Genomic DNA, 19,946 nt, shown 5'->3' on the forward strand with positions numbered 1-19,946 from the left:
GGAACCTCTGGCGCTGATCGTTTTCATGGGCCGGCCATGTTGTCGGACTGGATGCGGACCCATGCGTTGAGCGGCACCTCGCCGGCGGATGCATTGGTGAAGGCGGCTCCGACCAGTTTCGCTGCTCTTACCGGAGATGAAAGACCCAGCATGAAGCCACCTGCCATCAATGCAGTAGCTTGAATCAGACGGCGCCGGTCGATTTGGATAACGTCGGTAGAAGAGGTGGCGCGCATAAGATTGAGTTCCGTCGGATTTTGGCAGAAACCGTGGACATCGGGCGCCTTGCCGCATCGCCTGTCGAATCCCACAATCCTCTGCCCTTCGGCGGCTTTTATAATTGGGAACCCTCGTGATCAGTGGTGATAAGTTTTCCCCATCACGTAGATCTGCGGTCTACTTCCGGGGCGCCGGTGGCACGACTTCAATAGGATTGACCGCATTTTTTGGAGAATTTCCTCCAAGTGCATCATGCCAGTGTTAAAGGGCGAGGCAGCGTTCGAAGCGCATCTGAAAACTGATTGTGAATCGGCGCGGTGATCAGGGGCAAATCGGCGTCACAAGCTGTTTATATTTCAAAGAGGGGCGGGGTCATTCGGCGACGCCGATTCACACATTGGCATATTTCACTTGATAAGCGTATGCAGATAGTTAGCCGGCTAAAAATCAGATAAGCTGAATTATGGAACTTGCACCGCTGCTCCCGACATCATTCTTCAATCCAGCAGGTTCGTGAGGTGACCTGCTTATCGGCAGGTCGCGTCCAGCGAAACAATCTACGGGGCAACCGATTGATTGGATTCTTCCAAACGACGCAAGGGCGGAGTAAGTGCTTCGGCACGGGGCGTGTCATGCCTTCAGACCTTCAACACGCTCGCGTTGTAAATCTCTTCAATCGTTTTTCCAAGGCTGGCATCGAACTCCGCATCGCTCATCGTTGACCGCAAATCTTCAGTCAAAGCCCTCGAGAAGCTGGCGATCATGCCATGATTGTGGGTGAGCTTTTCGCAGGCGTCGACGCGGCTATAGCCGCCTGAGAGCGCGACCACACGAGCGACCGACTTGTGGTCGATGAGCGGCTTGTAAAAATCCGCAACCGTCGGAATGGTCAGTTTGATCATGACCTGCTGGCCCGGGGACAGAGCATCGAGTTCTCGGGCGATCTCGTCGCGCAGGATCGCTTCCGCTTCCGCTTTGGTCGGGCTCTTGATCGAGACCTCCGGCTCGATGATCGGAACGAGTCCGTGGCCCAGGATTTGCCGCCCTACAACAAACTGCTGCTTTACCACGGCAGCGATTCCGGTCTGGTCGGCATGCGCGATCACCGATCGCATCTTGGTACCGAAGATGCCCTTCTTCACTGCGCGCTGCAGCAGAGCGTCAAGATCTGGCATCGGCTTCATTAGCTGGACGCCATCTTCTTCGCCCACCAATCCTTTGTCGACTTTCAGAAACGGCACGACGCCGCGCTCTTCCCAGAGGTACGAAGGGACCGGTTTTCCATTCGCGTCTCCATCCATGGTCTTCTCGAAAAGGATGGCGCCGATTACCTTGTCACCGGAGAATGCGGGTGTCGTCATGATGCGCACTCGCATCTCATGCATGATCCGGAACATCTCCTCCTCGCCGCTGTAGTCGGAATCGGAAATGCCGTAGAGACGCAAGGCAGCCGGCGTAGAACCACCACTCTGATCGAGGGCGGCGATGAAACCGTCCCGGCTGGTCATCTGCGTCATCATCCGTGCATCCGCTGTCATTTTAATTCCCTTTGCGCTGTGTGTCCCTTAGATGATGGCGTCGAAGTCCACATCCAGGGCTCCAAGGTTGAACAAATTCGCTTCTATTTACAAGCTCCGGGGCCTTCCAAGCCACCACGCTGTGAACATATTGGCATCGTCGCGGGGACCCAATGCATCTACGGCAGTTCTCTCCGGCACTATTCCGGCGTCGCGCTCCTCGGGCATGCGAAGATGCGGCCTAACTTCTCGTCGCGATGCAGCGTGAACCGTCCGAGAGCTTCCTTTGGTGCGCGAGCCCCAGGATGCCGCAAAACTTCGGCTGAAAGCTGCTGGCCGAAAATCACTGCTTCACGCAGCGCCATCCCGCCAATACGGGCCGCCAGATAACCTGCGTTGAAGGCATCACCGGCCCCTGTCGTGTCCCGGATCATTGCGACTTTCGGAGTCACCATCTCGCCGCTCTCGTTGCTGGAGGCGAAGGTAACTGCGTCTGCTCCGTTCTTGACGATAATTTCCTTCCGTCCCTCAGCTTCGATCCTGGCGATGGTGTCGGCTGGGGACTTGTCGCCCCACAGAGCAGCCTCGTCGTCGAAGCTCGGGAGCACGATATCGCTGAGCGTAAGCATGTCCTCAATGCTTCGCCGCGTGTGCTCGGGCGACGTCCAAAGCCGCGGACGGACATTTGGATCGAAGGAGACGATCGCGCCTGCGTCGCGCGTTCTTGCAACGGATTCAAGTAGCGTATGGCGACCGCTCTCGGACAAAATAGCCAGCGTTATTCCCGAAACATGGATCAAGCCTGCGTCGTCGATTGCCGTCGACAACTGTGCCGCGTCGTCGGCGAGATGCGTGGCTGCCGAATCCTTGCGCCAATAGTGAAAGCTGCGCTCGACGCCGTCCAACTCAATGACGTAGAGGCCCATTGTGCGCATCGGATCGCGCGAGATGACCGTGGTGTCGAATCCATCTGCCTGGAGCTCCTCGACGAACCGGTCGGAGAGACCGTCGACCCCTACCCTCGACACGAAGCCCACACTCGCCGCATCACCCAGCAAGTGCGCCATGTGCCATGCGGTATTGAACGTGTCACCGGCGTAACCGAAGCGGAACATGTTCGCTCCGTCGGGCGCCATTTCGATCATCGCCTCGCCGATGGCGACAATCTTTCTCGATGCAAACTCGATCATCCGGGGCAACCTCAGCGAGTTTCGAGATCGTAGATGCGCCCCGTGAGCCAGGCGGGCCAGTCCCGTTCGAAGAAGGACTTGGCGCTCTCGTCGAATGTCCGATTCTGACGAGTATGGATATCGAAGCCTCCGGCGCCCATTCGCACGACAATCTGCTCCTCACGGTGCTCGTCGCGCTCCTTGCGGAAGCGAAACTCCTCAAGCGGACCCGACTTGGAGAGAGGCAAGGATTCACCGTTACGATCGCAGATCGCCCGCGCACCGCGACTGCCACCGCCATTTGCGATGAAGAAGTCTAAGGCGGCGAGGACGGCTTCGGATGCGATCGCCATCTGACACCATTGAACGGCGCGGGCTGCCTCTGCGGCCCGGTCGTAGGCTATCCCATGCTCACTAATACGCTTATTGAGCAGTCGTGCCTCCTGCAGTGCGTCAGTGACGCTGCTCGGATCGCAGATCAAGCCGGCTTTGTCGCTCATGCGCGTCTGCACTTCTGTGCGGATTGCCTTCACAGTCAGTTCGCTGTCGGAGCGAAGGAGCGTGCTGATTTCGGCCATACCCCGTTTGGCAGCAATCCTGATGTCCTCTCCCGGAGCCGTCCGAGCTTTCCGGTCGGCAGATATGTGCTCCGCAACGCGCGTGCCGAACACCTGCCCGGCGTTGAGTGCGGCACCTCCGGGACGGGTAACACCATGGGTTCCGGCGGCCTCGCCGATCGCGTAGCAACCGGGAAGGTTGCTACGCCCCCAAGTGTCGACCATGATCCCCCCGTTCATATGCTGATTGTTCACCGCGAATTCTAAGGGCTGCTCGACAACGTCGATCTTGTAGCGGCGGTAGAGCTCGATCGAAAGTGGGTTCATGTGCCGAAGACGATCGATCGGCATCTCCTGGCTTGCCCCTGCATTCCCAAGATACTGGCTGACGTCGTGGTCGAGCCGTGCCAGCGAGAACGGCAGGTCGCCGGGGACAGGCAGCGGGTTCCTGTTGAAGTCCATGAAAACCTGACGGCCGGTAGTGCTCTCTCGATAGATGGCGAGATCCACGAGGCTCGATCCGAAATCGAGCATGCGGGTGGAATGGAATGGCCATTGGTAGCCCTTCCGGAACACGTTCGATGCCAGCTCCTGGGTGGTCCGGTAGTACTCCGCGAGGAAATGGTGCTCGTTTCCTGCGGCGTCTACCGAAAAGATATGGGGAATGGCCTGCACGTAGGTGCCGGAAAGATTCCATGGGAATCCTTCCCGGCGAGTGCCGATCCCGAACTGGCTCTCCGTCAGGTTCACCAGCTCGATGCCCGCCTCAAGGGCCAGGCCCAAGGAGCCGAAGCAGCCGTTCGGATAGACACTGTCTCGATAGAGTTCTCCCGGTCCGCCTGCGGCCAGTACCAGAACGTTGCACGCGAAGAGAGCCAAGCCGAGAGGATTCTTCTCGCTTCGGTCGCCCGCCTTCATGACGAGCACGCCGCAGGTTCGGCTTTCGGCCCCCTGCTGGTCCTTCAGTATCTTTACGGTCGTTGCGTGGTTGTAGAACGGGATCCCCAGACGTATCGCCTCTTCGGCCAGCACCTTGACCATCAGCCTCGACGTTCTTGGTCCGCAGCTCGTTGCGCGACCGACCTCGTCGTGGTCCGTCTGATATCGCAACGTCCCGCCAAGCGGCTCCTGCGGAAGTGGAAGACCCAGGAACTGCAGCGACGCCATCATGCGTGATGACCCGACGGCCTCGACGTAAGCCGTGTCCTCGTCCATCGCGCCGCCCGTTCGGATTGCGCGGGCCATCGCCTTATAGTTATCGCCTTGGTCAGCGGTATTTGCGGTGTGCAGCGTCTGCTTGTCGGAGCCGGAACAAGCGGACGTGCCGCCCCAGGCGCTTTGGCTGACGATCGCCACATCGTCGCCGCGCCGCTTCAGTTCGACCGCCGCGCGCAGCCCCGCCGCGCCAGATCCGACGATGACGCAGCCGGCTCGATAGACGGACACGTCGATGCCCGCCAGGCGGATTGTCTCCGAGGACACGGCTTCGGGGGACAGTCGCGGCATGTCGACATCCGTCAGCGCGTCGAGGATGTGTTGCGGAACATCGATGGTCATTGGCGCAGGTCCTTGCGAAGGTCTTGGATCAGGAGAGCGGGATGTCGACCCAGCGCTTCAGGCGCGAGGATTCCATGCAGGCGTCGACGATCTGGCAGATATGATGACCGCTTTCGAACGTCGGCCACATCGGTGTGTTCGTGGTGATCGACCTCACCACTTCGGCGGCTTCGATAATCTTGCTCTCGTTGTAGCCGAGGGCGAAGTTCGGAAGCGGTAGGAACGCCCTGAATGTCGGGTTTTCAGGTCCGACGTCGATCTCGCGGAAGCCGCTTCGACCAGCCCGGTCGTCGTTCGTGTAGAAGCGCAGCCGGTTCACCTCGTCATAGGTGTAGGCGATGCTGCCCTTTGTTCCATAGATTTCGTAGGTCTGCATGAACTTGCGGCCGGTGGCTACACGGCTGAAGTCGACAATTCCCGAAGCGCCATTCTCGAAGCGGCATAGTAGGTTCGTGGCGTCGGGGTTGGTAATCTCCGCCCACTTCTCATCGCCCTTGAGCTTGACCTGCTCGCCGTATGCAAGCCCTTCCACCACAGGCCGCTTGGTCGTGACGATCAGGTTGTCGGCAATCAGAGAGCTGACGCGACCGACCAGAAACTCCATGAAGCTGAAGATGTGCGAACCGGTGTCGCCGACGATACCCGTCGGGGCCAGCTTGCCGTCGGCGCGCCACATGAATGGTGCCAGCGGGTCGCCGTACATGTCGACGTGCTGGCAACCCTTGAACATCTTGATCTCGCCGATTTCCCCTCCCTCGATGATCTCCTTGGCGAGGTCGTGCACCGGATTGCGAGGGAACGCGTGGCCGACTCTCGTGATGACGCCCGTCTCCCGGGCGATATCGGCAAGCTCGCGAGCCTCTTCGGCGGTATTCGCCAGCGGCTTCTCGCAGTATACGTGCTTCCCGGCGATCAGCGCAGCCTTGGCGACCTCGTAGTGCAAGCTATCGGGCAGGCAGATGTCGATCAAATCGACTTCGGGGTCGTTTACCGCCTGTTGCCAGGCCTGCAGGATCGTCGCGCCGGGGACCCGTCGGGCAAGATCTTCGGCCGCGGCCGGGTTTGCCTCGACGATCGCGACGACGCGCGCGGTCCCTCCGGAGACTCCGAGGAAATGAGGAAAGGTCTGATAGGCCATCGTGTGAATCTTGCCCATCCAGCCCGAGCCGCCCAGCACAGCTACCTTGACTTCGCCCATTGCGAAAACTCCTCCGAAAGCCGGCCCGTTCACGACCGGTCGCTGATATTCATCCGTTCCCCGCTGTCGCGGAGGCGTGACGTGTTCCCTGCCGGCCTACCGGACGCCGGCCCGTGCCCTGGGGCGGGTATCGTTGCGCTCGTGTGAAAAGATTGCCGACGGAAGTGGCGGCAGGCCGCGAATGAGGTCCGCTCCCTTCTCGCCGACCATGATCGTCGGAGCGTTGGTATTGCAGGAAGGAACCCGCGGCATGATCGAGGAATCACAGACGCGCAGCCCCTCGAGCCCATGGACCTTGAGATCGAGGCCGACGACGGCGTCGTTCCCCGTTCCCATCTTGCACGTCCCGACCGGATGATGGTCCGTCTTGGCGTTCGCGCAGCCATATTCGAAGAGCTGCTCGTCGGTCGTAATCTTCGGGCCGGGCAGACGTTCGGCCAGCACGAACGGCTTGAGGGCGTCCTGCTGCATGATTTCGCGCGCAATCTTCAGGCCTTCGACAGACATCGTCCTGTCGTGCGGGTCCGACCAGTAGTTCGGATCGATGAGGGGCGGCGCCGCTGGATCGGACGAAGACAGGCGGACCGTGCCACGTGATCTCGGGTGAAGGTAAGCGGAGTTCAGCGTGACGCCCGCGTTCTTCAAGCGCTCGACGCCAGCCTCGATGCCGGATCCGAGACCCAGATGAAACTGGATGTCCGGCGAACGGGCATCGGGGTCGGCGTACCAGAAGCCGCCTGTCTCGAAGAGCGACGATGCAACAGGGCCGGTACGGAAGAGCACATACTCCATGCCCGCCCACAGGGTGCGATGCAGCTTCGCCACGCCGTCATAAGTGTGGTCGCCAGTGCATTCGGCGATGACGAACAGATCAAGATGATCCTGCAGGTTGCCGCCGACGCCTGGGAGATCGTGAAGTGCCTTCACACCTACGGAACGCAGATGATCGCCGGGGCCGATGCCAGATTGAAGAAGAAGTTTCGGCGAGCCGATCGCTCCCGAGGAAACCAGAACTTCCCGCTCGGCACGAACGATCTCCGGGCCGCTTCCGCCTGCAATCTCAACGCCCACGGCGCGGTTACCTTCCAACACGATGCGCGAGACGCGCGCGCCGGTGCGGACTTTCAGGTTTTTGCGGCTCTTGATCGGCGAAATATACGCCATCGAAGCCGAAGAACGGCGATGGTCGCGCTGCGTGACCTGGTAGAAGCCAACGCCCGCCTGCTGTCGGCCGTTGAAGTCCGGGTTGTACGGAATACCCAACTCCTGTCCCGCGCGGATATAGGCGTCGCAAATGGGTAGCGGCGCGGCCGGCATGGATACGCCGAGCGGACCGCCGTAGGAATGGTAGTCGTCGGAAAAGCGCTGATTGTCTTCGGCGCGTTTGAAGTAAGGAAGGATCGAGCGATAGTCCCATCCCTCGCAGCCGTCTTCGCTCGCCCAAAGATCGTAGTCGGCGGAATTTCCGCGGGTGTAGAGCTGCGCGTTGATCGACGAGCCGCCACCGATGACCTTTGCCTGCGTATACCGGAGGACCCTGCCGTTCATGTGCTTCTGAGGCACCGTGTGCCAGCCCCAGCTTGCGACGCCCTTGGTCATCTTTGCGAAGCCGGCGGGCATATGAAACAGTGGGTTCCAATCGCCGCCGCCCGCTTCCAGCAGGAGCACGTTGACGTTTGGGTCTTCGCTAAGCCGATTTGCAAGCACGCACCCGGCCGGACCAGCTCCCGTGATGATGTAGTCGAAACGCATTTTGCTAATCCTGTTGGATGCTAGAGAACGAGAGACCCACGCCGAGATTGGTCATGACCGGAGATCCCGCGACGCTATGTGGTCCGCCACGCGAAGCGCCTGGCTCGCCACCGTAAGGGCGGGGTTCACCGCAGCCGAAGTCGGTAGGAAACTGGCGTCCACGACGAAGAGATTGTTGTGGTCGTAAGAGCGGCAGTACGTGTCCAGCGGTGTGGATGCAGGATCATTTCCGATCCTGATGGTTCCGCACTGGTGCGACGGAGTACGCTTGTCGAACGCTCTGGCCAGCACGATCGGGAACCCGATCGACTTCAGGATTTGCTTCAGCTTCGCGACGAGTGCGAGGTGAGCTTCCCAGTTTGTCCGCTGCCATTGTAGGATGACGCGATCGCCATCGACCATGACCCGGCTTTCCGGATTGGGTATGTCCTCGCTCATCGCATAGAAGTCGATTGCGTGGCCCGTTACGAGATTGAGCAACCATTCCGGCGCGCTTGGGAGGGATCCCTTGAGAATCTTGGCGGACACGCGTCCGAGGAGTTGCACGTTGCCGAGGGGAAATCCGCCGTCTCCATCTGAAAGATAGAAGTCATTGAACGCGAACGTCTTCTGATAGACGGACGTGTTCCGGAAGGTCGGCGAAACGCCGATCACGGCCGAAGCGTTGTGATTCATGAAGTTGCGCCCGACCTGATCGGAAGAATTCGCAAGGCCCTTCCTGTAGCGGTCGTTCGCCGAGCGCAGCAGCAGGACCGACGACTGAACGGCGCCCGCAGACAAGATGACGATTTTCGGGGCCACGGAAAGCGTCTGTCCGTTCCTGACGTAGACGACTTTCTCAATCTTGCCGCCTTCGCCGGTTTCCAGCCGAACCACGCGCGAGTTCGTTTGGAGGGTGACGTTCGGATGCTTCATCGCGATGGAGAGCGCCGCCGTTTCGGCGTCCATCTTGCCGTCCTTGGAATTCGGATGGGCGTCCCACGGTGTCTTCGCCTTGGCCAGCCAGGTGTCGATGTCGATACCAAGCGGCAGCGAAGATGGGTGCAGACCCTTCTTCTTAAGACGCGCTCTCACGTCGGCGATGGGAGCTTCGTCCGGAACCGGCGGGTATTCGTATCCGAGAGAATGGTGCGGCTCCGTCGGGTCTTCGCCGAGAGTGCCGCGAACGTTGTACATGCGCTCCGCACGACTGTACCAGGGCTCCAAGACCTCGTATGGAAACGGCCACGCCGGGGAAACGCCTTCCCGATGCTTGAGAACCCCGAAGTCCTCCTTGCGGTAGCGGGACAGCACCGCGCCGTAGAATTTCGAGTTCCCGCCCACGTTATAGTAGTTGCCGGGATTGAAGCCTTTTCCATCGGCTTCGTACCACGTCTCCTTCGGCCGGAAGTGTCCGCGTTGGAAGATGGCTCGTTGGTCGCGATTCACCGGCAGGTCGGCTATGTGATCGCCCGCTTCCAGGAGGAGGATCTGGGCGCCGCTCGCGGCCAGGCCGGCCGCCACGGTCGATCCGCCCACTCCTGAGCCGATGATGACGATATCGGGTGTGACGTTCATTTCTATTCCTGCCCTACGCGATCCGGACCTGGGTCTGCGGATCGAAGAAGACGGCCTTGTCGAGGTTGAACGCGAGGCGCGCGGTCTCGCCCGCCTTGATCCGGGCATCGGCCCGCAGTCGCGCCACGACTTCCTTGCCGCCCAGCTTGGTGACAGCGAAAGTGTCCGATCCGGCCGGCTCGACGACCTCGATGAGACAATCGTTCTCCGCCACGCTCTGGGCATTTCGGTCGGCGCCTTCCGGGTCGGTTAGGGCTTCGGGACGGATGCCGAAGACAACATTGCGGTCCGCGTAGGTCGCCAATGACGCCATACCCGGAGCAATCGGGAGCTTCATCGCCTCCCCCGCTGTTCGCTCCAGCGAAACTGCGAGGCCGTTCGAATCCTTCAGGATCTTGCCTGAAAGGAGGTTCATGGCCGGCGACCCCATGAAATCGGCGACGAACATGTTTGCCGGGTTATTGTAGATTTCCGCAGGCGTGCCGAACTGTTGGACAATGCCTTCCTTCATGACGGCGATCTTCGTCGCAAGCGTCATGGCCTCAATCTGATCATGCGTGACGTAGACGATCGTCTTGCCGGTCGTCTGGTGAAGGCGCTTGATTTCGGTACGCATGTCGACGCGAAGCTTGGCATCGAGGTTCGATAGTGGCTCGTCGAAGAGAAAGAGCTTCGGGTCACGGACCAGGGCACGGCCCATTGCCACGCGTTGTCTTTGGCCGCCCGAGAGCTGGCTTGGCCTGCGGTCGAGCAGGTGGCCGATCTGCAGCACCTTGGCGACCTTGTCGATTGCCTGCTTGCGCTCTTCGGCGGGCACACCGCGCATTTCCATGCCGAAGGAGATGTTTCCCGCCACCGTCATGTTCGGATAGAGCGCGTAGCTCTGGAACACCATCGCGATGTCGCGCTTTGACGGATGCAGGTCGGCGATGCTGCGGTCGTCGACGCGAATATCACCTTCAGTGATCGTCTCGAGACCGGCGATCGTGTTGAGCAGCGTTGACTTGCCGCAACCGGACGGACCGACGAGCACGAGGAAGCCGCCCTTTTCCAATTCGAGGTCGATGCCCTTAAGGATTTCGAGGGCGCCGTAGCGCTTTCTGAGACCGGAGATGTTGAGGAAGGCCATTGTGATTATCCTTTGACAGCGCCCGCCATCAGGCCGCGAACGAAGTAGCGGCCGGCGACGATATAGACGACGAGGGTTGGCATAGCGGCGATCATCGCGGCGGCCATGTTGACGTTGTACTCGACCACACCGGTCGAGGTGTTGACGACGTTGTTCAGAGCAACGGTCATCGGCATCGAGTCACCTGAGCCAGCGTAAGCCGACGCAAACAGGAAGTCGTTCCAGATATTGGTGAACTGGTAGATGACCGTGACGACAATGATCGGCAGCGAGTTCGGCAGCATGATTCGACGGAAGATCTGGAAGAAGCTTGCTCCGTCTACCTGGGCTGCGCGCACGAGCTCGTTGGGAAAGGCCTCGTAGTAGTTGCGGAAGAAGAGCGTCGTGAAACCGAGACCATAGATGACGTGGACGATGACGAGATTGACGGTCGAGTTGCCGAAGCCCAGCGACATGCCGATCTCGTTACGCAACGTCGCTCCGAACCGGCCGAGGTTGCCAAGGATGGTCGCCATCGGGAGGAGCACCGACTGGAACGGAATGAAGCAGGCAAACAGCATCAAACCGAAGATCAGCGTGTGGCCTGGAAAACGCCACTTCGTCAGAATGTAGCCGTTCAACGCGCCCAGGATGGTGGAGATCGCGACGGCTGGCACGACCATCTTGATCGAGTTCCAGAAGTAGCCCTTGATGCCTGTGCAAGTCAGGCCGACACATGCCTCGCCCCAGGCCTTGAACCAGGGATCGATAGTCGGTGACTGCGGTAAGGCCAGCATGTTGCCATTCTGGATCTCGTCCATCGTCTTGAACGAGGTAACCAGCATGACGAACAGCGGCATCAGGTAGATGATCGCGAATATGACCAGCAGACCATAGATAATCGTGCGGTTGATCCAACGCCGGCTGGCAATGCTCTGCGATGGTGAAGACGGGGTGGAAATCGTGGTCATCGCGCCTTCTCCTTCAGTTCGGAATAGAGGTACGGAACGATGATCGCGGAGATCGTCATAAACATGATGATCGCGCTCGCGGAGCCTACTGCCATCTCGTTGCGCTTGAAGGTGTATTCGTACATGAAGTTGGACGGCAGCCACGCCGAACCGCCCGGCCCGCCGGAGGTCAGCGCCACGACAAGGTCGTAGGACTTGATCGCCATGTGGGCGAGCACAATGAAAGCCGACAGGAAGACAGGGCGCAGCAACGGAATGATGATCCGGCGATAGAGTTGACCAGTCGTCGCGCCGTCGATCTGGGCGGCCTTCATGATCTCACTATCGATGCCGCGCAGGCCGGCAAGGAACATCGCCATGACGAATCCGGAGGCCTGCCATACGCCTGCGATGACGACGGTGTAGATGACGAAGTCCTTGTTCTTGATCCAGTCGAAATGGAAGCTCGTCCAGCCGAAATGATGCAGCGTCTGCTCGAGGCCGAGGCCCGGATCGAGGAACCATTTCCACGCAACGCCGGTGACGATGAAGGACAGCGCCATCGGGTAAAGGAAGATCGGTCGCAGAACGCCCTCGCCACGAATCTTCTGATCCAGCAAGATCGCCAGAAACAAGCCGAGCCCCAGGCAGATGCCGACATAAAGCACGCCGAAGATGCCCATGTTGGTGATGGAGGTATACCAACTGGACGGCGGATCGCTTTCAAACGTCCAGCGCCACAGCCGTTGATAGGCGCGCGCGCCGGTCAGGGCGTAGGACGGAAAGGTCTTCGAATTGGTGAAGGACAGATAGGCCGTCCATGCGATAAAGCCATACACGAAGATGATGGTAATCGCGAAGCTTGGAGCAAGCACGATCTGGGGCAGTGCGTTCTGGATCCGCGCACGCATCGCCGAGCGCTTCCCGCGGGCAAGAATTGGTTCGGTGGTAGCGACAGTACTCATGGTAGTCATCCCTTCGGGGGCCTCGACCGGGCATCTTCCCCGCGATTTCCGCGGGGAAGACTTTCAGCTGTACTTAGCGCGCGTCGTCGATCGCCTGGACGAGTTGTTTGACAGCTTCGTCTGAGGTCTTGATCTGGCCATGGACGAATTTAGAGACGACGTCCTTGTAGGCGTTGGCGATGGCCGGAGGTGCGCCGTAACCTTGTGCCAGCGAGCCGAACAGCGTGCCTTTCTCGTTGGCAGCCTTCAGGTCGGCGATGCCCTTCTTGCCGCAGGCGTCGAAGTCGGTATCCGGAACGTCGGTACGGGCCGGAACCGAACCCTTGACGACGTTGAAGGCCGACTGGAAGCTCTTCGACAATGTCGCCGTCGCAAGCGCAACCTGCGCCGCCTTGCGATCGTTAGGCACGTTGAACATGCCGAACATGTCGGAGTTGTAGATCACACTGCCTTCGGTGCCGGGGAAGCGAAAGCACAGGAAGTCCTTGTTCGGGGTCTTCTTGGCGGCAACGAATTCGCCTTTGGCCCAATCGCCCATGACCTGCACGAGCGCATCGCCCTTGATGACCATCGCGGTCGCCAGGTTCCAGTCACGGCCGGAGAAATTCGGGTCGACGTACTTGACGATCTTGGCGAGATTGTCGAACGATTTCTTCATCGTGTCCGACTTCAGCGCCTCCTCGTCGAGGTCGTTCATCGCCTTCTTGTAGAACTCGGGACCGCCGGTCGATTCCACGATCGAGTCGAACATCGTCGCTTCCTGCCAGTTTTGGCCGCCGAGAGCGAGCGGAACGACGCCTGCGGCCTTCGCCTTGTCAAGCAGTGCGATCAGATCGTCGAATGTCTTCGGTTCCGTGCCACCGATCTTGTCCATAACGGCCTTGTTGATCCATAGCCAGTTCACCGAGTGAACGTTGACCGGGGCTGCGACCCATTTGCCATCGTATACGGAAAACTTCTGCAGTGCCGCCGGAACGGACTTGTCCCAGCCTTCCTTCTTGGCGGTTTCGGTCAGGTCACCCATGACCCCGGCCTGGGCGTAGTCGAGAACGGTATAGCCGAGCATCTGCGAGGCGGTCGGATAATTGCCCGCGGCAACCATCGCCTTCAGCGCGGTCATTGCAGCGTCGCCGCCACCGCCTGCTACAGGAACGTCCTTCCAGGCGTACCCTTCCTTGGAAAGGTCCTGCTTCAGAACATTGAGCGCCGCAGCTTCGCCGCCGGACGTCCACCAGTGCAACATCTGCACTTCTTTCACGTCGTCGGCGCGTGCCACGGCCGTCGCACCAGCAAATGCAAGTGCGATCACAGCGGTAGATGTCAGAAACTTGCGCATTGAAAACCTCCCAGTGCATGTTTGAGGTGCGGGACCATTCCCGCACCGATCACCCGCCCTCCTCGGGCGTAGTCTCACTACCGGCCTAGGCCAGCGTTTCCTTTTTCGGCATCCACCAATTCGTGCGGGCGCCGATGTGCATGTTGAGCGTCTTGGTCTCGGTGTAGTCCTCGACTGCATGCCGGCCGAGTTCTCTGCCGAGGCCAGACTGTTTGTAGCCGCCGAACGGAAGCTCCGAAGCCCCATCCATGAAAGTGTTCATCCAGACGGTGCCTGCCCTCACCTTACGGCCAACTGTCAGGCAGGTATCGAAGTTACGGCTCCAGACGCCTGCGGACAGGCCGTAATCGATGGAGTTAGCGATCTCGATTGCCTCGGCCGTGGTTTCGAAGGTCAGGACGGAAAGAACCGGACCAAAGACTTCCTCACGCGCCACCGTCATATCAGGCGTGACCGCCTCGAGGATGGTCGGAGCCATAAACTGGCCCATGCCGAAATCGAGAGCTTCGCCGCCGTGAGCAATCTTCGCGCCATTGCTCGTCGCGCCGGAGACGTAGGCGTTGATCTTCTCCAGGTGCTGCGGAGTGATGATCGCGCCGACCTGGGTGCTTGGATCGAGTGGATCGCCGACCTTGACGTCCTTCGCCAGCTCGGCGACGCGCTTCACCACGTCGGAGGCGATGCTCTTATGCAGGATCAGTCGCGAGCCCGCGTTGCAGCACTCTCCGGCGTTGAAGTAGGCGCCGAAGACTGCGGCGTCGATGAAGCCGTCGAGATCCGCGTCCGCAAAGACGATCTGCGGGTTCTTGCCGCCAAGCTCGAGCGAGACCTTCTTCAATGTCTGAGCGGCGTTGGTCATTGTCAGCTTGCCGACCCCCGTCGAACCCGTGAAGGACACCATGTCGACATGCGGATGCGTCGTCATGATCGCGCCCACTTCCGGTCCGGTGCCGGTGACGATGTTGACCGCGCCGTCCGGAAGGCCAGCCTCTTGTAGAATCTCGCCCAGCAGGAGCGTCGATCCCGAGGTGAGTTCGGAAGGCTTGACGACCGTCGTGCAACCGGCGGCAAGTGCAAAAGGCAGCTTCTGACCGACGATCAGGAACGGGAAATTCCACGGTGTGATGATCGACACCACGCCGATGGCTTCACGAAGAACGACGCCCAGCGTACCGTCGCCTAGGGTGTTATAGCTCTCGCCATGCAGGTCACGGGCAAGTGCGGCGGCATATCGCCAAATGTCAACAGAACCAGCAATCTCCCCGCGAACCTGCGAGATCGGCTTTCCAGCTTCGATGGCGTCGAGATAGGCGAGCTCCTCGGAGCGCGCAGCGATGAGATCGGCGGCCTTCAGAAGAACGGCAGACCGTTCGGACGCCGTCATCCGGGGCCAGGATCCATGATCGAAGGCCTTGCGTGCAGCGGCGATCGCGCGTTCGGCATCAGCCTTCGAGCCCTTCGGATAGCGGCTGACGACGACGCCATGGCTCGGTGCTACGCGTTCCATCGGCTGGGTGCCGCCGGCTTCCCACTTGCCGTCGATCAGCATCTTGAAATCGCGCGCCTTGTGATCGGCGAGAGCCTTGGGAGTAACCAGAACCGTCATTACCATTCTCCTTTGAACTGTGCGGGGCGCTTCTCCGTGAAGGAAGCAACGCCCTCCTTTAGATCCCCCGTCTTCGCAACAAGGATCGAGCCCAGCGCCTCGACGGCGGTCCCGTTGTCCTCGCCATTTGCGGAGGCGATCATGAGTTTGACGACTTCGAGCGCGGCCGGACCGCGTGCTGCGATGCGCGCCGCATACTCCCTGGCAGCCGCGACGGCGTTGCCTGTCGTTGTGACTGCGTCGACGATGCCGAAAGCACGTGCCTCCTCGGCAGTGAATATCTCTCCACCAAGAGCCATCCGGCGCACAAGCTGGGCGCCGAAGCGCTTCACCAGACGCTGGGTGCCGGACCAGCCGGGAACCATACCAAGACCCGTCTCGGGAAGGCCGATCTTGATCTGCTCCTCCGCGATGCGAATGTCGGCGACACCCGCAAGCTCAAGCCCGCCGCCAAGCGCATGACCATTGAGAGCTGCGACGAGCGGGACGCGAAGCGTTGCGAGCCGCTCGAAGATGCGATGACCGTGACGAACCCATGCGTGACCGAACTCTTCGGCTCGCATTCCACCCCAAGCCTTGATGTCGCCGCCGGCCGAGAATCCCTTGCCTTCGCCGGTCAGGATCGCGACTCGAACCTTTGAGTTGGCCTCCACTTCGTCAGCGGCATCGGACAACGCCTTGAGCATGTCGAGGTCGAGTGCGTTCAGCTTTTCAGGCCGCGAAACCGTCATCGTCGCGACGTGGCCTTCCACGTCGACCTTCACCGTACCGCTAGCCATTGAAGGTGCCCTCCAGAACGCGGGCGCCCTTCTTCGGAAGCGAGAGATCGATGTTGGCTTCGGCAAAGAGGTTCGAGTCCATGACCTTGAGATCTTCGGAAACGATCAGCGAAAATTCGGACTGGCCCAGGATGTGTTCCTGGAGATCGATACCCGGAGCGATCTCCGTCACCACGATGCCCTGCGGCGTCAGTTTCATGACGCAGCGCTCGGTGACATAGATGATGTCCTGCCCCTGTTCGATCGCCCGCTTACCCGAGAAGGTGACATGCTCGACGTGGTTGACCAGCTTCTTGAGTTTGCCTTCCTTCTCGATCACAAGCCTGCCTTCTGCGATCGCCAGCTTTGCGCCCGCGTTGAACATTCCGGAGAATACGATCTTCTTCGCCCGCGCCGTGATGTCGACGAAGCCGCCTGCGCCCGCGGTGACATGCGGACGGAACGACAATTTGGACACGTTGACCGAGCCGTCGCTGCCGATTTCCAGAAAGGAAAGCAGCGAGGCGTCGAAACCGGCCCCCTGGAAATAGGTAAACTGGTACGGCGAAGGCATGTAGGCGTCGGCGTTCGAGGCGCAGCCGAAGGCGAAGTCAAGAAGCGGAACGCCACCGACAGCACCCTGCTCGATGACCCATGTCACAGCACCATGAAGGCCCTCTTCCATCAGAATGCGGGGCACATTCGCCGAGATGCCGAAGCCAAGGTTGACGCAGCTTCCGGCCTGCAGTTCCTGCGCAACACGACGGGCGATGACCTTCTGGATGTTGAACTCCGGGACCCGGAAAGTGTCGAGCGGCCGGAAGATCTCTCCGGAGATCGCCGGATCGTAGGGCGTCTGCGTCGTCTGTTTCTGATCCGGATCGACGATGACATAGTCGACGAGCATGCCAGGCACGCGCACGTCGTGCGGCTTCAGCGAGCCTTCCTTGGTTATGCGCTTGACCTGGGCTATGACGATGCCGCCGCTGTTGCGGGCAGCGAGCGCCTGATCGAGGCCACCGAGATACGCGCCTTCTTGTTCGTAGGTGAGATTGCCGCGCTCGTCGGCGGTCGTTGCACGGATGATGGCGACTTGCGGCACGATCGACGGGAAGAACAGATAGTCGTCGCCTTCGAAGGAGACCCGTTTGACTACCGGCTCCCCGGCCCCGAGATCGTTCATGGCGCAACCCTGCCGGTTCGGATCGACGAACGTGTCGATGCCGACCTTCGTCAGAACGCCGGGGCGCTTGGCGGCGGCTTCCCGGTGAATATCGAACATGATGCCCGAAGGAATATTGTAGGCCGGAATCTCGTTGTTCGTGATCATCTGCCAGATCAGCGGCGGCTCCGCGCTGGATGGACCCGATGGATAGGAACCGCCGATGATCTTCTTGAGAAGACCCTTCTTGGCGATGTAATCGACGCCCTTGATGCCGCTCATGTCACCGGCGGCGATCGGATGCAGTGTCGTGATATCCCTTGGGTGACCGGTGCTGTCGAAGCGCTCGCCAATCGCCTTCAACATGAGGTCGGGGCAGCCGAGGCCGCTCGACGACGAAACGGAGACGACGGCGCCGTCCGGAATGAGGGCTGCGGCTTCCGCCGGGGTGATGTGCTTGCTCATGTTCGTTTAGAGTCCTGTTTCAACTTTCACGGCCACGCCCGTTGCAACCGCTTTCTTGACGGCAAGCGCGGTGGCCAGCGACCAGATTCCGTCCGCGGCCGTAGCCGACGGCGAGCCATTCTTCATTGCGGAGTGGAACGCTCCGAGGACGCCCTCGTAGAGGTTGCCGCCATCGACAGTCAGTTGCCGCTCCCCATCCGCGTTGCGGAGCACGACGGTGCCGACGTGGCGCTGCGTCATGACGTTGCGGCCGACGAGCGAGCCCTCGGTGCCGTGCACTTCGAGGCCGGTCTCGGCGAATCTGGTGGTGAACCCGTCGTGGAACTGGGCGATAATGCCGTCTTCGAAGCGGATGACGCCCATTACCGCATCTTCCAGCCCCGCGCTCGTCATCCCACCGGACTGCGCGAAGGCAACGACCTCGATAGGATCCCGCCCAAGCACAAATCGCAGAGCATCGACGTCGTGCACGGTGAGATCGAGGATCGCCCCTCCCCCCGCTGACGGCTTGTCGAGACGCCAGCCCTGAAGATGCCTCGGCAGATAGCCCGCGTGGAAGACACGCGCCGAAAGCGGACGCCCGATCTTTCCGGACGCAACGGCCTCGCGGATCGCTGCATGCGTTGCCGAATTGCGAAGATGGTGGTTCGTCGCCAAGATAACGCCGGCCCTCGAGGCCGCGGCCGCCATTGCCATCGCGTCTTCAACCGACAGTGCGAGCGGCTTTTCACAAAGGATATGCTTGCCGGCACCTGCCGCAGCGATCGCTTGGTCACGATGAAGTTCGTTGGTCGTGGAAATGTAGACGGCCTCAATTTGAGGATTGGAGAGCAGCTCGGCGATCTCGGACGTGAAGTTCGCGATACCGTTTTCGGCAGCATAGCTTCGCGCCCGTTCGACGCTCGAACTCATGACCGACACGACCTGCCCGCCGGTTGCCCGAATTGCACCGATGACCCACTCCCGCGCGATCGTGCTTGCGCCTATCAGTCCCCAGCCGACGGTCATGCCTGCTTCCTTCCGCGCGAGGGGCCGTTTGCAGCACCACAGGTTTCGCGAACCACGAGGCGGACCGACGAGACTATGGCTTCGGCTTCCGCCTTTCCGGCGCTGATCTGTTTCAGGAGAAGCTGCGCAGCACGACGGCCTATTCCTTGAGGATCGACCGAGATGGTCGTCAAAGCTGGAACGGCGGTTTTTGCCTCGATCACGTCGTCGAACCCGACGACCGCGAAATCCCTGCCAGGCTCGAGCCTCCTGGCACGAAGGCCGTCGCAAACCCCGAATGCGACCGCGTCGTTGAAGCATACGGCGGCTGTCGGCTTATCTCCGATCGACAGCGCGCGCTCGATCGCTTCGGCTCCACCCGCCCGCGACGGCGGGGAATCGACAATGAGGTCCTCGTCGCAATCCAGTCCGCAAGCGGCAGCAGCGGCACGATAGCCGGCCAGACGTTCACCGAAGACTGCCGTGTCACGAAAGCCGCCAAGGAACGCGATGCGGCGATGACCAAGTGACACCAGGTGCTGCACGCCCACGACGATGCCTTCGCGATTATCCGAGACAACCGACGAAGCCTTTGCTCCGGGCACATTTCTAACGGCGACGACAACGGGAATGCCAGCAGCGACGAGCGGCTTCAAGTCGGCGGCTTCCGTCGCGCGCGCCGGTGAGAGGATCAGCCCAGAGATGCCGTGTTCACGCATCGACGCGATGACTTCCCGTTGACGGTCGAGGTTCTCGCTTGTGTTGGACAGGAACTGTACGAATCCCGCGGACTGCACGACCATGTCTACGCCCACTGCGAGTTCGGCGAAGAAGCCGTTCGTCAGATCGTTGACGACAACTCCGATGATCTTCGACTTCGACCCTGACTGCCTGAGATTGGCGGCGCCGCGATTATAGACGTAGCCGAGTTCACGCATCACGGCGTTGACCTTTGCCCTCGTACCATCGTTGACCAGCGGAGATCCTTGCAGGACTAGCGAGACGGTCGATTTCGACACGCCCGCAGCCTTCGCGATATCGATGACAGTGACCCGTCCCTTTGCCATGACAAACCTCCAGCGG

The 19,946-nt window shown here is 60.5% G+C and carries 16 protein-coding genes; all 16 read right to left on the reverse strand.

Going from position 1 to position 19,946, the window contains the following annotated elements; translation table 11 throughout:
* Positions 1–23: 23 nt before the first annotated feature.
* The 16 genes from CCGE531_RS29515 to CCGE531_RS29590 all read right to left on the reverse strand — a co-directional run bounded on the left by CCGE531_RS29515 (position 24) and on the right by CCGE531_RS29590 (position 19,930).
* Complete coding sequence (locus CCGE531_RS29515; protein WP_120670440.1) at positions 24–311, reverse strand: hypothetical protein; 288 nt, start codon at positions 309–311, stop codon at positions 24–26.
* Between the two features lie 546 nt (positions 312–857).
* Positions 858–1,757 (reverse strand): fructose bisphosphate aldolase, encoded by a 900-nt coding sequence (locus CCGE531_RS29520; RefSeq protein WP_120670442.1) that lies wholly within the window; start codon positions 1,755–1,757, stop codon positions 858–860.
* A gap of 179 nt (positions 1,758–1,936) precedes the next feature.
* Entirely contained in the window at positions 1,937–2,926 is a 990-nt protein-coding gene (locus CCGE531_RS29525) for a sugar kinase (protein WP_120670444.1), read from the reverse strand.
* Between the two features lie 11 nt (positions 2,927–2,937).
* Positions 2,938–5,019: an FAD-binding protein gene (locus CCGE531_RS29530; RefSeq protein WP_120670446.1), complete on the reverse strand. Its 2,082-nt coding sequence runs from the start codon at positions 5,017–5,019 to the stop codon at positions 2,938–2,940.
* A gap of 28 nt (positions 5,020–5,047) precedes the next feature.
* Positions 5,048–6,217: a Gfo/Idh/MocA family oxidoreductase gene (locus tag CCGE531_RS29535; RefSeq protein WP_120670448.1), complete on the reverse strand. Its 1,170-nt coding sequence runs from the start codon at positions 6,215–6,217 to the stop codon at positions 5,048–5,050.
* A gap of 96 nt (positions 6,218–6,313) precedes the next feature.
* The gene (locus CCGE531_RS29540; RefSeq protein WP_120670450.1) at positions 6,314–7,969 is read right to left on the reverse strand and encodes a GMC family oxidoreductase N-terminal domain-containing protein; all 1,656 of its coding nucleotides are present in this window, start codon (positions 7,967–7,969) and stop codon (positions 6,314–6,316) included.
* 51 nt (positions 7,970–8,020) lie between these two features.
* Entirely contained in the window at positions 8,021–9,526 is a 1,506-nt protein-coding gene (locus tag CCGE531_RS29545; RefSeq protein ID WP_120670452.1) for a GMC family oxidoreductase, read from the reverse strand.
* A 13-nt stretch (positions 9,527–9,539) separates the two neighbouring features.
* Entirely contained in the window at positions 9,540–10,655 is a 1,116-nt protein-coding gene (locus CCGE531_RS29550) for an ABC transporter ATP-binding protein (RefSeq protein ID WP_120670454.1), read from the reverse strand.
* Between the two features lie 5 nt (positions 10,656–10,660).
* Complete coding sequence (locus tag CCGE531_RS29555; protein WP_120670456.1) at positions 10,661–11,605, reverse strand: carbohydrate ABC transporter permease; 945 nt, start codon at positions 11,603–11,605, stop codon at positions 10,661–10,663.
* Positions 11,602–12,549 (reverse strand): sugar ABC transporter permease, encoded by a 948-nt coding sequence (locus tag CCGE531_RS29560; RefSeq protein ID WP_120670458.1) that lies wholly within the window; start codon positions 12,547–12,549, stop codon positions 11,602–11,604. Before CCGE531_RS29560 ends, CCGE531_RS29555 begins: the two co-directional genes overlap by 4 nt.
* Before the next feature lie 73 nt (positions 12,550–12,622).
* On the reverse strand, positions 12,623–13,885 hold the full coding sequence (locus CCGE531_RS29565; RefSeq protein ID WP_120670460.1) for an ABC transporter substrate-binding protein: 1,263 nt from the start codon (positions 13,883–13,885) through the stop codon (positions 12,623–12,625).
* A gap of 85 nt (positions 13,886–13,970) precedes the next feature.
* The gene (locus CCGE531_RS29570) at positions 13,971–15,497 is read right to left on the reverse strand and encodes an aldehyde dehydrogenase family protein (RefSeq protein ID WP_205586522.1); all 1,527 of its coding nucleotides are present in this window, start codon (positions 15,495–15,497) and stop codon (positions 13,971–13,973) included.
* Positions 15,491–16,270, reverse strand: coding sequence for an enoyl-CoA hydratase/isomerase family protein (locus CCGE531_RS29575; protein ID WP_120670464.1), 780 nt, complete (start codon positions 16,268–16,270; stop codon positions 15,491–15,493). The genes CCGE531_RS29570 and CCGE531_RS29575 overlap by 7 nt, the downstream gene beginning before the upstream one ends.
* Complete coding sequence (locus CCGE531_RS29580) at positions 16,263–17,876, reverse strand: acyl CoA:acetate/3-ketoacid CoA transferase (protein ID WP_120670466.1); 1,614 nt, start codon at positions 17,874–17,876, stop codon at positions 16,263–16,265. The genes CCGE531_RS29575 and CCGE531_RS29580 overlap by 8 nt, the downstream gene beginning before the upstream one ends.
* Before the next feature lie 6 nt (positions 17,877–17,882).
* Complete coding sequence (locus tag CCGE531_RS29585) at positions 17,883–18,884, reverse strand: Gfo/Idh/MocA family oxidoreductase (protein ID WP_120670468.1); 1,002 nt, start codon at positions 18,882–18,884, stop codon at positions 17,883–17,885.
* Positions 18,881–19,930 carry a LacI family DNA-binding transcriptional regulator gene (locus tag CCGE531_RS29590; RefSeq protein WP_120670470.1) on the reverse strand — a complete coding sequence of 350 codons (1,050 nt, stop codon included), beginning with the start codon at positions 19,928–19,930 and terminating at the stop codon, positions 18,881–18,883. The genes CCGE531_RS29585 and CCGE531_RS29590 overlap by 4 nt, the downstream gene beginning before the upstream one ends.
* Positions 19,931–19,946 lie beyond the last annotated feature (16 nt).

It is taken from the genome of Rhizobium sp. CCGE531 (genome assembly GCF_003627795.1).
In the GTDB taxonomy this organism is placed as follows: domain Bacteria; phylum Pseudomonadota; class Alphaproteobacteria; order Rhizobiales; family Rhizobiaceae; genus Rhizobium.